The sequence below is a fragment of the Legionella sainthelensi genome (assembly GCF_900637685.1).
GTDB classification, from domain to species: Bacteria; Pseudomonadota; Gammaproteobacteria; order Legionellales; family Legionellaceae; genus Legionella; species Legionella sainthelensi.
Genome location: NZ_LR134388.1, coordinates 3345100 through 3358778, shown reverse-complemented (window position 1 = coordinate 3358778; position 13679 = coordinate 3345100). Strand labels below are relative to the sequence as shown.

Below are 13679 nucleotides of genomic sequence, written 5' to 3'. Positions count from 1 at the left end.
TAGTCGCTCATAACTAAGAATAGTAATTACCTAGATGCGTCATATTATGAGGATATGGGTAGTTTTGGCAACAATTGAACTGATCTGTTGCCATTTGAAATGAGTTTATGCAATATGAACCACATTGGTCTTTTGCGATAATAGCATACGGCTATTTAACTTAGCATATCTATCAATTTTTGATTTTAATTGTCGTTTCACTCCCTCGAGCCCTAACTTACTGTTGTTAGCCAGATCATTAAAATCGCTAAACTGTCGAGGGTTTGATAACTGCTCTCCTGGAGCAAAGGCCGGTAGAATGATGAATCCATTAACTGAATCTGCTGCCTCTTTTCCTTTTTCTTTCCCAGGGTTAATACCCTTTGTTAACTCAAGGTGTTTGTCATCATCTGCAGCCACAATAATTGGAGTATTGGGATATTTATCATGTAGCGCTTTAGCGACTGGTTTGAGATTACCGGAGTCAAAGGCAGAGACCACAGCAGGTAGTCCAGTTGCATCTTTTATAGCTGCAGCTGTAGCATAACCTTCAGCAATAACAATGACAGGTGTTCCTGAAAGTTTTTCCAGACCACCCAATACATGAAAACAACCTTCCTTTCTTGAATCTTTTGCAAACCGTTTGGTGCCATCTTCAGCAATGTACTGAACAGTCCAAAGTATTCCTTCGCAATCTATTGCCGGAATACAGGTTAGTTTTCTTTCTTCATCAGTATATACGCCAGAATGAACTTCAATACCCTTAGCCTGCATGTAAGGTGTGGGTTCCACAATCTCTGCCATTATTGATAATTTTTCCTTGAGTCTTAATGCAGTATTTTTTTGTTTAGTTTCAAGCTCACGTTGGCGAGTCTGTTGATGCTCAAGCGCTTCAGTCTTAAGCGTTGTCTTCTGTTCATCAGTCAAAATGTAACCCTTACATTTCCAATTAAGCTCAGCACCCGTTCGATTGTTTTTAATATATCCAGCCGGAATGCCATCTAAATGAGCTACATAAAATCCTGCTTTCTCACCGTTTTTATCACCCTCTGTGGAGATACGATGAGGTTTACCATCCATAATTGGATGCTCACCTGAAACAATAGCACCAAGGCTCACCAATGCCGCTTTAAATTCATCTTCTGGAAGCGTTTTATCCTGGGTTAGTATTTGATTTTCAGGAAGCCAGGCTTTGATTTTCTCAACAGGGACACCAAGATTTGCATACCAACATTTTTGAACTTTATCCCAGGCAATACCTGGTGTTCCATCAGGGAGTTTTCCTATTGTGGATTTAGCTATCTCTTTTTGTTTGAAGGGGATGCTTAACCAGACCTTTTCAGAAGTGATGTTTTCCGAAGTCATAACGGCTACCTCTTTAAGTTTCTCATCCTTGATTTCAATAAGTTCTGTTAGTTGAATGTTTTGGGTTTGCTCTAAAGCACACAGGTGATTAACTATTTTTTCTGCATCTGCAGATGCTCTGAATATTTCTAAAGGCTCATCTTCCAGAACTTGAATCCACGATTTGATATATGCCGTGTGTTGAGAAGGATCATGACCTATACCAAGCTCAGCACCTAAAAGCATGCTTGCAATTTCTGCTCTCAATTCTTCTTTGGCATAGGCATCTGAACCAAAGGGATGACCTAAATCTCTATCCAGTCTTGAAGGATGACCGCTCCAATGTCCAAGCTCATGCAGGGCAGTGGCATAATAGTTTGCTGCAGATTTAAATTGCTCTTTTGGTGGAAGATGAATGCTATCAGTCGATAATCTGTAAAATGCTCTGTCCGCTTCAGAATGAGTAATGGTGGCGCCAGAGTTAAGCAGTAGTTTTTCTGCTCTTTCAATTAAGGACCAGTGCGGCTCTTTTGTAATGAGTTCGGGCATATTATCAATCTGTGATGCATGAAATACTGTTGCATAAAACACCTTGGGTCGTTCAAGATTCACCTGCACTTTTAATGGATTACCTTGCTCATCAAGCACAGGATAACCCGCATCATCTTGTTTGATTTGTTCTTCATGAAATTTCCAGTATTGAATCGTCGTTCCTTTTTCTCCCTTGCGTACTTGAGCTTCCATGCTTTGTGCTTGCTTGTAGGTTAACCAGCGATTGTCATCACTTTGATTTAGCATTAAATACAATGCATTAATCCCGCGATAACGTTTGCCTGTTATTGGATTATAAGGAACTTGACCATTACCTGTGCCTGGTTCCCATGGTTTTAGCCAGGGTGCTGTTCCTGCTTTCAGGCTTTCAATAATTTGATTGGCAACGACTTGATGATAAGGCATTTTAGTCATAAATAGCCTCCATCGCATCCTCTTCATTGAGTGCATCTTCAAAAAATGCGCCCATGATGTCTGCTTCTATTGGACTGACCTCGACAAGAAAGCCAGGGATTACTAAATCATCGATTTTTTCAAAAATCACATCCATTAACTCGGTTTCATGACTCATGTGGTTTTCTCCCGTTTATTAATTACCCATATGGGTGTGATCATTCCCTTGATTTGTCTCGTGTGAACAAGACCATAGTATCGACCATCGAATGACCATTCGCTTTGACTGGTCATCGTCATGATTTCATTTACTTTAAGTTGATAATTCATTACCTGCCATTGAGGTAAAGCGCGGTTCATCCCATCCTGTAATTTTGGTTTTGAATAAGGAATTAGCATTTGATTTACAAAAACTCCTTCATTTGTCACAGAGAGGATATCGCCAGATACAGCCACCACTTTTTTCATTAAATAGCCATATCCATTACAATAAAGACCATGGTCTATATAACCTCTGTTCTTGGCTAATCTGAAAGTTTGCCTATCATCTGGGCAAAAAATCACATAAGCATTTCTTAGCGGCTCTGCACCGGTGATGCGATATAAACCTACAGGAATGGATTCAGTAAGATTTATCCTAAAGTCCATAGAATGGAATAATGAGCCTGCAGCAATAGTACTTATCAAAACAATAGCGATGATGATGGACAGTTTTTTCATAACCGGATCACCTCGTCTTCACTTAAACGAACACGTAAAATATCTGAGTGAATAGGTGCCTCTACAGAGGCTCTAGCCATGAACACTGGATCTTTAAAATAAAGCGGCTGTTTACCATAAATTGCAGGAAAGCCCGCTGCATAAACAACCATGTCGCCTGCTTCAACAATTAAACCATTTGAATCCTTTTTAGGCCCAGGCATACGCAGACACTCATCAACGGTTAAAAGGGGTCTCGAAATTTCCTGAATGGTTTTTGATATTTGATTTAAGAACGTAGAAAAACGTTTACCGCTGGTGGTGATGTGTTCTTTAACAATCGTCGTTTGACCTGTCAGCTTGGAAAGATGTTCTGCCGTTTCAACTCGGTTGGGTGGATAAGCATTTTGGATGTGGCAATTAGAAGTAATGGTCTCATCAGGGCCATAGCCACGTTCACGGCTTTTAAGCTGATTAATGTCCTGACAAATTAAGTAAAACTTTAAACCATAACCAGCAACAAAAGCTAATGACTCTTGTAGAATATCGAGTTTTCCAAGGCTTGGAAATTCATCAATCATGCAAAGCAGTCGATGTTTATACGTTTTTTTAGCACTCACATAAGATAATCCTTTGTCATCGGATACACGCTCAAATTCCATTTTGTCTGCCAATAGTCTCACTATCATATTAATCATTACTCTAACCAGAGGTTGAAGCCTGGCCTTGTCATTAGGTTGAGTAACAATATAGAGACTCACAGGATTTTCATGGTTCATCAAATCTCGAATACAAAAATCGGAAGACGAGACGTTATGTGCTACCACCGGATCTCGGTATAACGCCAAATAAGATTTTAAAGTAGATAATACAGATCCTGCTTCTTCTTCGGGGCGGTCTATCATGTCACGCGCAGAGGCTGAAATAACAGGATGGGTTTTTCCTTCAATATGCGGGTATTGCGTCATTTCAATGAGCAGGTCGGCAATATTAATATTGGGATCAACCAGCATACGGTCAATATTGGGAAATGTAGCTGGTTCTCCCTGATTGTTCAGTTTATAAATCGCATGCAGAATAAAACCAACTAAAAGGGCTTGAGAGGTCTTCTGCCAATGTGTTTCCAATCCTTTACCATCGGGATCAACTACAAGTGTTGCCAAGTTTTGCACGTCACCGACCTCTGATTCTGTACCTACTCTGATTTCATTTAGTGGGTTCCAGCGTGCACTTCCTTTTAACGTTGCCGGCTCAAATCGAATGACTTTGTTGTTAGCATGTTTCTGACGCCATCCAGCGGTCATTGCCCATAGTTCACCTTTTAAATCGGTAATGACGCAGGATTGTTTCCAGGATAAAAGGGTAGGGATCACTAGACCAACTCCTTTCCCTGAGCGTGTTGGTGCATAGGTTAAAACATGCTCAGGTCCATTGTGGCGCAAATAATGGATCTCTCCTTTGTCATCTTCAAATGCTCCAACATAAACTCCTTCATCATGTCCAATGAGGCTCGCACGGTTTAAGTCCTCCCAATTAGCCCATCTGGCTGAACCATGGAGGTAATCACTCACATTGTTCTTTTTAAAATATTTGGAAGCCAACACGATCATCATTAAAAAGAGACAGTCAATCATGACAATCAGACCAAAGGCAGCATTGAACGAATCTGGGTAATAAGATTGATATTTAATAGCCCAATTAAAAATCTGCCAAGGCATATAAATATGAGCGAATGAAGTCCCCAAGACATCAGCATAGTGAAATTGATGTGCGAAAAACTGCGTGCCAATTTGTATGCTGATTAAAAAAGAACAAATCACTAACCAGGTATGCGTTTTATTTGCCTTGCCAGGATTTTTTTCTCTGACTTGAGGGCCTATGGCTTTATTCAGTTTGTTTTGGCTCATTGGCTCTCTCCAGATGCCTTTTGGTTCACAAACTGACTGACCTCATCTGATGTATCAGTACCTGAACTAAAGCTACCTCCAGGAGTACCCATAGACAGAATATTTTGTGCGTTGGATTCTTGCGATTCAGAAGCGGGTGAATCTACCTTGTTCTGAATTGCCTCAGCAATTTTCCCACCCGTTGTGTCAGCAATTTTTTCAGCAATGGCCTCTTTAAACGAGTTTGCTTTTTCACTGGCCACATCCATAGTACCTGATGCTAAATGGGAACCAAAAGAACCTGCAAATTTGGCAGCTGTTCCCATGGCTTCGGCTAAACCACCGGTTTTAGAGCCTTTATCCATCCCTGACAGAGAACTTGTATCGCCAGAGTTGGTTGATTGGCTGGCTGCTTTAAATGCCGCATTGAGTGCGGATAATCCACCACCGCTTTGGGCAAGTACACTACCTGCAGCCCCCGTCATGGCAGCCCCAGCTATTCCAGCAGCTCCCATAGCACCACCCAGACCGAGACCACCGCCACCACCAGAACCACCTCCTGACACAATGCCTGCTAAAGCAGGTGGAATTTTATCAATAAGAACCAGTAACAGTACGGCAACTACCAGCATGACAAACATTTCTTTAAGCATGATGTTTTCAGACATTGCAGCGTAATATTGATCTACAAAGGATTTACCAATACCAATAATTAAAATCATGGCAAAAGCTTGTAATGCAATCCCCAACACAGTTTTGTAGTAGTTAATTGCAATGTCCTGAGTCCAACGGCCACCGCCAAACCCCAATAAAACAATGCCACCATAAGTTAAAATCCATGCGGTGATTAAGATAATGAGCATATTGATACTGACTAAAGCCAATATAATCAGAATAACCCCTGCAACGAGTAATCCTACTGTAGTTGCTGCAGGTGACCAGATGGATGAGCTGTCTATGGCTTTTGAAACAATATCAAACCCAACATCCACAATATCAGAAGGAGAGACATGCTCATTAATTCCTGATGCCTTGGCTGCAAGTTGCCGCATCGAGTCTATGATCGCTTTTGCAATTGCAGGTCCATTGTCTAAAATCCAATAGAAAAAACCCACAACCACAAAAAACCGTACTGTTTCAGCTAAGAATTCTTGAATGTCTGCTCTTCGCAATGCCATCAAGCCGTAAGTCCACACCATACTGATTGAGGCCAAAGACCAGAACAAATATCTTGCGTAACTCAACATGGTTTTGCTCCATAGCGCGGATGTGCTGGCAAACCGTTGTAAAATATTATCCAGTAAGTCACGACTATCCATGCCATGCCCCTGAGCATGGCAGCAAGCAGAAAACCCAAGTAAACAGAAAAGGATAAAATAAGGAGTTATTTTTTGTTCATACCATCACCACTTCTGACCAGAGCTTTTGGAATAACTACCTCCTCGGAAGCACGCATCACCAATCACTTGGAGTTCTTCTTTAGTTCGACCTTCTCTTGAACTGTCGCATCTTAGCGAAGCCAAATGTTCAGCCTTTTTTTGAGCTGCGGTTTCAGCGCTGTCGCAACCTGACAGGACACAAGTAAGAACCAAAATTGATAAACATATAACTTTCATTTCCTCTCCTTTTTATGATGGATTACCATTTTTTTCCTGAGCTTTTATGGTATGCCCCTGATCTGAAATGCTCATCTCCCGCAGTCTGTATCGCTTCTTTGTTGGCATTCGCGGCATCTTTGACAGCCTGGGCATTCTGTTGCGCCAATAACACGCCTCTGATTTGAAGCAATTGATGGGATTGATTACTTGCTAATTGAGAAGCAGCTTGAAGAGCCTGTTTTTGGCCTGCAGCACCTTGTGCCTGAGATTGCAAAGTACGCAGCTTTGCAGAGTCATTTTTCAAACTCTGTTGTTGTTTATCAATCCCTTTGAGCATTGCATCATTGGAGCGTTTTTCAGCAACAGAAGCCGCTAATCTGCTTTGTTTGATTTTTCTAAGTTCTTCAGCAGAACATTGACCCGTGCCATTAAAACACGGGGTCTTTTGGTAGTATTCCTGACTTTGGAATCGGTCAAGATACCCTTGGAGGCTGCCAGCTTCCTGCTTGTAGTAATCAATGGTATCAGTCGACTCAAGCAAATTATTAATAACCGAGTTGGCATTATCCCATTCAAAGGAAGTCAGTGATTTGGTGTTGTCTAACATGTTTTGATATTGATCCATCTGATTTTTGTATTGATCGACTTGCGTTTTATACTCGCTAAGCTGAGTTGCAATCATTTTTCCATTTTGAATCCAGTTCGCAATGTCAAACACAGGCGCACCACCCGCGAATACTGGTAAAGCAAAACAATAAATAATCATGGATTTAAATTTCATAATGCTCTCCTTCATTGATAAGCAAATTGCTTATATGGTTGTTTAAACGTTAAATCTTTCACTACGATGATATTGAAACGATAACCTGGACGGACATTGATAGTCGGAGACACATTCAGGTTTTTTGAAACCAGTTGTGAAGTAACCTCGCCCAACTGTTGTCCTAGAGCCTGACTCATGACACTGCCAGCTGTGGGCTGGGCGTAACCCAATTGGTTAGATTGATTTGTATTTTGGCTATAAGTAATACCCGCAATAATGCCTGACATTAAAAGCGCTGAACCATAAATTCTTGCATAATGATGATCTACCTGATCGCGAAAACCACCATATCCAGCACTATCAGCACCGGGCATAGAGCCGATATCCAGAGCTTTACTGTCTGGAAACACTAGGCGTTGCCAAGCCACTAATACGGAAGACTGACCTAAAGGGACATCGCTGGAATAAAGCCCCAATATCTTGGTGCCTTGGGGTATCAAAAGATATTTTCCGGTAGCGGTGTCATATACGTTTTGTGATACTTGAGCGATAATTTGACCTGGTAATTCTGAAGAAATACCACTAATCATTACTCCTGGAATCACGCTGCCAGCTCTTAGTTCGTATCGACTGTTCGGATTTTGCAGCGTTGAATTTAAATGCCAGCGCATTTCATTTTCCTCACCACCTAATGTTTGTGGCATAGGTTTGGCCTGTCTTCCTTGTAATAATGCGAGCTGCTCTTTAAATGCTGATGAAGGGTCGATGTTTAATGTCATCTCATTGCTATTCATGGAAGTTTTAGTAGTGTCGCGATTATTCAATCGTGGGTTATCTACCATTACGGATGACTTAGCTTTGACAGCCTCTTCAAATTCTTGAGTTTTTTCCTGACGAATACGCTCGATTTCAGCTTCAGATACCTCTTGTGTCAGAGTATCTTCTTGATGAGGAAGTTGTTCAGGAATGAGCAAAGGACCTGTTTCATTATTAGCTATCGTGTCACTCTGGGAAGGAATCACTGCTGTTTTATGATTTCCTACCACATCATTGGCAAGGCTCATGGTATTTTTCTTAGGATTCTTTACCTTTACTATTTCTGATGGCTGGTTTTGCGCATTAGCCCGTTTATTGGCAACTAAAGCGATGAGCACCACAAAAAGAGTTAAAATACCAATTGCAATCATGAGTGGCACATTATTTACTCGTTTTACACCTGTGGTTTGAAGCTTTTGCGGTGAATTGTCTGGTGACAAATAATCATTATTTTGATTCATCGTTCTCACTCCTTATGAGTCCATGCGCTGACAGGAAAGATATTTTCATGGTTTTTTTCATACAGACGGCTCAAGGTTTGTATTCCTACAAATAAGCTCACTCTGTAACTTTGAGGTTTAAGCTCATCAAGCACGTAGAAAAAATTAGCTTTATTCTTAGGGCATTGATTTTCATTGATGCCATAACCCTTTTTTCTCAAGTTTTGAATAAGACTTAAGCCAAAGCCATCTGTTACTCTTTGACCAATACAAAATGTATTTTGAGCAGGTGGATATACTCGCGTTAATTGAGTAGCTGCATCTGCTGCCAGATAAGCATCTTTGCCCTGAGGCATTTGGGTGAAATTGCCATAACGCATGCTGGCACAGCTTGATAACAAGACTGCGAGCAATAAAACACTTAATTCTTTCATCTTCAGCACCTTGTAATCGTAATTTTTTCTTGAGAGGAACCGCTACCGATAACCAATATGGCTTTATCAAAAACCCCATCCACGATATAACGACAACCCTGAAGGCGATAATTAACCATCACAGACTCTGATTTTTTAAATAGACCTCGACCTCTTAAAACTAGCAGCGCAGGCGCTTCACTTTGAGCCATGGTTCTTGGCATCTCAATAATCGTTTTGACGCCATTGTTATAAACTCTAACTGGCTTAAATCGGGCATTTCCTTGAATTCGATAATTGAAGTTAAGATCGCCTAGATATTCATTGGTTTCTGGTAAGGTATCTACTTTTCTTCTTTCAGCCTGAATGCGTTGTAGTAACTGCCATTTGGCTTTTGCTTCATCAGGATAAGTAAATGAAATGTAAGGCATAAATTCGGTTCTATCTGACTTTAATCTAAAGTGATACGTTCTTCTGTCTGTGGTGACTACCAAAGAGGAATCAAGCCCTACATCTTTAGGTTTTATGAGCAGATGGATTTGTTGCATAGTCCCAGATCCTGTGAGAGATGGTTCAACAACAAAGCGTGGGTCACCGACGTTCATGTCGTTAAACTGCTCACCTGGTTGAAGGGCAATATCACACACTTGCAAAGGGGCACAAACTACCCTGATTTGCCCTGATCCATAAATAAAACTGACTGAGCCATCAGCAGAAGCAAAGGGTATACTTGTTTTTTCTCCTTGTTGTGTACGCTCTGCAATATCTAAACCTTGTTTTTCCTGACTCGATAGCTTGGGTACAGTATCCGAAAAATAATGCTCGGCCAGAATAGTGTTGTCCAATGCAAAACTTGTGAGTGGTGTTAATAAACAAAATAGCTGTATTATTCTTTTCATTGCTGTTCTCCATGCTTTAATTCGTAGGACCAGTTAAAATCACGCACATAAATCAGATGGGGATTTTTCAAAATGGACTCACTGGTGGCATCATTGATTTCATTCTCCTGATACATCGTAATCATCGCTTTCATCATGCGAGGCTTTTCTTTAAGTGATCCATCACGATTCCTCACCGTTTCAATCCAGTCGACTTGCCAAGTCTCATCCGACTCTTGAAGTACTGAGCGAATGTCTATGCTTACAATCTCAAAGGCAGCTCTTTCAAAGGGATTAGATTGCTGTTTGTCGCTGTAGAACTCTTGAATCTTAGCCAAAGCCGCATCATTGGAATTTAAATAGGAATACACCTGAAAAACTGCTTTCTTTTGCAGTTCCGTATCAAGGCTTACCATGCGAACGTTTTCAATAAAATGGGCAGCTGCAGCACGATAATCATCAATGCTTGCCTCACCAACCTTATCAGCACGGGTAACCGATAAGGTATTACCATTGGCATCTTGTTGAAACACCAAAGGGATAAATTTGGATTGACTACCTATCGCGATGAGTCCACCGACTGCCGCTAATGCAATTAACAAGCTACCTAAGCCTACCAATTGCCAAACTTGTAGTGATTTCATAAGTCCTGCGGTATGAACATTCCAGGCGCGTCTGGCGTTGAGGTAGGGGTTATTCGTTATACTTTTTTTCATGCTGCTTCTCCGTACTGAGCCAAATGAATACCTTTTTCTGAAAGCCATTGAGAGACCCACTCATCTTCATACTTCGACTCCAATTGCTTCATACGCGCAATCGAATCGGGATCTGTTGCACCAACAAATGCCAAGGCCAAAGGTCCTAACGCCAATTGATAAAGGCGCTGGCCTTTTTCACTGACATAGTAGTAATCACGTTTGGGTTGAGCAGATGCTATTATGTCTATCTGGCGTGGATTTAAGCCCATGCGCTCATAAATGAGTCGGGTCTCAGGATCTCTTGCATAAAGATTTGGTAAAAAGATTTTGGTGGCGGTTGATTCAACAATAATATCTAAGATTCCAGAATTGGCTGCATGAGATAAATGTTGCGTTGCCATAAACACCACACAGTTTTTCTTAGCCATGGAGTCAAGCCATTCAGCAATCTTGCTTTTAAACACAGGATGCGCCAGCATTAACCAGGCTTCATCAAGCAAGATTAGGGTGGGGCGACCATCTAATGACGTTTCAATACGCCTAAAGAGATAAAGCAACACAGGCAATGCAAATTTTTCACCTAAGCCCATTAAATGCTCGATTTCAAAGGTCATAAAGGAAGACAGACCAAGCCCATCACTTTCTGCATCCAATAAATGCCCCATCAAACCATCTATGGTGTACTGCTTTAACGTTTCTCTAATGGGTTCATCCTGAATCGTCATGACAAATTCTGATAAGGTTTTAGAGCCACTTTGGTGCATGCTTAGAATGGCATGACCGATTTCATTGCGCTGAGCTGGTGTGGTATTCAAACCATTCAAAGCTAGAATCGTATCAATCCACTCCATAGCCCAAGCTCTATCTGATTTAGTTTCCAAAAACTGCAAGGGCGCAAACGCAAGGCGAGAGTCTTTGCCTGCGATAGTGAAATGCTTTCCACCTGTTGCTTTGCAGGTTGGATACATAGACATGCCTTTATCAAAAGAATAAATACGTGCATCTTTATATCGACGCCAGGAGAATGCCAATAAACCAAGATGGGTTGATTTACCAGAGCGTGTTGGACCAAACATAATGCCGTGACCTAAGTCTCTGACATGAAGATTCAAACGAAATGGTGCATTACCACTGGTGACACAGTGCAGCAAAGGTGGTGATTGAGGTGGGAATAATGGGCAAGGAGCTTTATTTTCACCTGTCCAAATGCTGGATGTTGGCAACAAGTCTGCCAGATTCATGGTATTCATCAGAGGTCTTCTGATGTTTTCAACACCATGGCCGGGTAGGCTACCCATGTAGGCATCCATAGTATTAATGGTTTCTGTTCGTGCGCTAAAGCCTAAAGCGTTGATATTCTTTTCGATAAATAGGGCGGCTTTCTCAACGTTCGCTCTATCCTCATCCATTAATACAACGACGGATGTATAGTAGCCTTGCCCCACCATTCCTGAATTGGTTTCGGCAATAGCTGCCTGCGCGTCATTAACCATGCTGAGTGCATCTTCATCAACGATACCGGAGCTGGTATTAAACATTTGGTCAAAAAAACCTCTGACCTTTTGTTTCCACTTTTTACGGAACTTAGTGAAATGAGCTACAGCTTCATGGGGATCCATGAATATGAAGCGAGAATTCCAGCGATACTCCACAGGTAATTGAGTCAACAGCGTTAAAATACCTGGGTAAGATTCCATGGGGAATCCTTCAATAGCAACACACTGAATGAACTTTCGGCCAATTTTGGGTGTAATACCTGGGGTTAATTCCTGACCGCCTATCAGAGCATCCAGATAAATTGGATTTTTAGGTAGATTAACGGGATGGTTAATTCCCGTGACACAATATTGGATGTGTCTTAAAAAGTTATCTTGAGTGACTTTATGGTTTTCATTGATGAGTATTTCTGAGCCTAACCTTTCTAGGTGAAGTGCAGCACTCATACGGGACTCAAAGTTTCTGCATGATTGCTTGAATGTTTCAATCAATTGATGGGTTTTTTCTTTGTGGTTTAATTTCTCCCCTGAATCATCAAACATCAATTCAACAAAACGCTTTTGAGCCAATACAGGTGGATACCAGGTTAGTGTGATAACAAAATAGCCTTCATACAAAGCACCAATACTTTCAAAGTATTGCCTTCTTTCTTCATCAACAGCCTTCGACATAAGATCGGGAAAGTATGAAGCACTGCACTCACTGTAACTAGGAGCAGCACGTCTTATAGCATCTACATGAATCATCCAGCCATTACCCATAGAGGACATTGCCTGATTGATTCGAAAAGCCATCATTTCACGAGCTTCATCGGTAGTGTTGGCAATATCTTCACCTTGATAAAGCCAGGCTGCCATAAACGATCCATTTTTACCGATAATTACGCCATCATCGACTACCGCAGCATAATTTAGTAAATCAACCAATCCTGCAGTATGACTTCGATGTTTTTTGACATGGTGTTTACGACTTTTCATTCTAGCAGCGCTAAACAAAGTACATAATAGCAACAGCCCAGTAATACTGATTAAAAAGGTAATGAACTCAATCATAAATAACCCCTTTTATTATTACGAAAAGGGGTTGAACGCGCTGGGTAATAGGCCTGATAGCCTCTTTGTCTCAGATAAACGGCGCGCATTTTAGGATCGGCTTTTGCCATAAGCCTTAAACCTTTTAAAGATAAAAACCAAAGAGCAAAGCCAAAAATAGCGGCAAGCCAATCTTGTGCTGCGAATATTAAGATTGCTGAAAGTAATCCTGAAAACATAACCAGCTCGCGGTCACCACCCATAAAAAGACTTGGGCGGTTACCACATCTGCGTATAGGAATGCTACGAAGACTCATGGCTGTGTCTCCATAGCTGTTTTTGAGACGGAAGGTTTAGCAATTTCGGCTCCTTTGCCTGTAATTGCTGTCATGGTATTTTGAGCTGCAACTAAGAATGAAAGCACCAATACAATAAAGAGAAGGGTTCGCAAAAAACCATTCATTTCACCACCGAAAATCAGAGTAGCTCCTGCGCCAACCAAACCAATAATCGCAGCAGTAAAGGCAAATGGTCCGGTAATGGATTTTTGTATTTTGGTTAAATAGGAGTCAAATGGTAAACCTCCACCTGCGCTTGATGCACAAGCAGGATGTGTTATTAACAGAAGCAATAAAACAATAGTTCCCATTATCAATAGACTTCGATAATTTATATTAAATGCTTGGTTCATA

Annotated in this window: 14 protein-coding genes; all 14 read right to left on the bottom strand. The window is 41.2% G+C overall.

Annotated features, from left to right (window positions below):
- Window positions 1–105: 105 nt before the first annotated feature.
- Window positions 106–2289: a zincin-like metallopeptidase domain-containing protein gene (locus tag EL220_RS14830; protein ID WP_027269497.1), complete on the bottom strand. Its 2184-nt coding sequence runs from the start codon at window positions 2287–2289 to the stop codon at window positions 106–108.
- On the bottom strand, window positions 2282–2446 hold the full coding sequence (locus EL220_RS18250) for a hypothetical protein (RefSeq protein WP_027269498.1): 165 nt from the start codon (window positions 2444–2446) through the stop codon (window positions 2282–2284). Before EL220_RS18250 ends, EL220_RS14830 begins: the two co-directional genes overlap by 8 nt.
- Window positions 2443–2988, bottom strand: a complete 546-nt coding sequence (traF, locus tag EL220_RS14825; protein WP_027269499.1) for a conjugative transfer signal peptidase TraF — start codon at window positions 2986–2988, stop codon at window positions 2443–2445. Before traF ends, EL220_RS18250 begins: the two co-directional genes overlap by 4 nt.
- Window positions 2985–4874, bottom strand: a complete 1890-nt coding sequence (locus tag EL220_RS14820) for a type IV secretory system conjugative DNA transfer family protein (protein ID WP_027269500.1) — start codon at window positions 4872–4874, stop codon at window positions 2985–2987. Before EL220_RS14820 ends, traF begins: the two co-directional genes overlap by 4 nt.
- Window positions 4871–6172 carry a P-type conjugative transfer protein TrbL gene (trbL, locus tag EL220_RS14815; RefSeq protein ID WP_232002486.1) on the bottom strand — a complete coding sequence of 434 codons (1302 nt, stop codon included), beginning with the start codon at window positions 6170–6172 and terminating at the stop codon, window positions 4871–4873. The genes EL220_RS14820 and trbL overlap by 4 nt, the downstream gene beginning before the upstream one ends.
- An 84-nt stretch (window positions 6173–6256) precedes the next feature.
- On the bottom strand, window positions 6257–6469 hold the full coding sequence (locus EL220_RS14810) for a hypothetical protein (RefSeq protein ID WP_027269502.1): 213 nt from the start codon (window positions 6467–6469) through the stop codon (window positions 6257–6259).
- A 22-nt stretch (window positions 6470–6491) separates the two neighbouring features.
- The gene (gene trbJ, locus EL220_RS14805) at window positions 6492–7232 is read right to left on the bottom strand and encodes a P-type conjugative transfer protein TrbJ (RefSeq protein WP_027269503.1); all 741 of its coding nucleotides are present in this window, start codon (window positions 7230–7232) and stop codon (window positions 6492–6494) included.
- An 11-nt stretch (window positions 7233–7243) separates the two neighbouring features.
- Window positions 7244–8491, bottom strand: a complete 1248-nt coding sequence (locus EL220_RS14800; RefSeq protein WP_027269504.1) for a TrbI/VirB10 family protein — start codon at window positions 8489–8491, stop codon at window positions 7244–7246.
- A 5-nt stretch (window positions 8492–8496) separates the two neighbouring features.
- Entirely contained in the window at window positions 8497–8904 is a 408-nt protein-coding gene (locus EL220_RS14795; RefSeq protein WP_027269505.1) for a conjugal transfer protein TrbH, read from the bottom strand.
- A 2-nt stretch (window positions 8905–8906) separates the two neighbouring features.
- The gene (gene trbG / locus EL220_RS14790) at window positions 8907–9782 is read right to left on the bottom strand and encodes a P-type conjugative transfer protein TrbG (RefSeq protein ID WP_027269506.1); all 876 of its coding nucleotides are present in this window, start codon (window positions 9780–9782) and stop codon (window positions 8907–8909) included.
- Window positions 9779–10477, bottom strand: coding sequence for a conjugal transfer protein TrbF (locus EL220_RS14785; RefSeq protein WP_027269507.1), 699 nt, complete (start codon window positions 10475–10477; stop codon window positions 9779–9781). Before EL220_RS14785 ends, trbG begins: the two co-directional genes overlap by 4 nt.
- Entirely contained in the window at window positions 10474–13008 is a 2535-nt protein-coding gene (locus EL220_RS14780; RefSeq protein ID WP_027269508.1) for a VirB4 family type IV secretion/conjugal transfer ATPase, read from the bottom strand. Before EL220_RS14780 ends, EL220_RS14785 begins: the two co-directional genes overlap by 4 nt.
- A complete protein-coding gene (locus EL220_RS14775) occupies window positions 13005–13304 on the bottom strand; it encodes a conjugal transfer protein TrbD (protein WP_027269509.1) in 300 nt (99 codons plus the stop codon). Before EL220_RS14775 ends, EL220_RS14780 begins: the two co-directional genes overlap by 4 nt.
- Window positions 13301–13678, bottom strand: coding sequence for a TrbC/VirB2 family protein (locus EL220_RS14770; RefSeq protein ID WP_027269510.1), 378 nt, complete (start codon window positions 13676–13678; stop codon window positions 13301–13303). Before EL220_RS14770 ends, EL220_RS14775 begins: the two co-directional genes overlap by 4 nt.
- Window position 13679 lies beyond the last annotated feature (1 nt).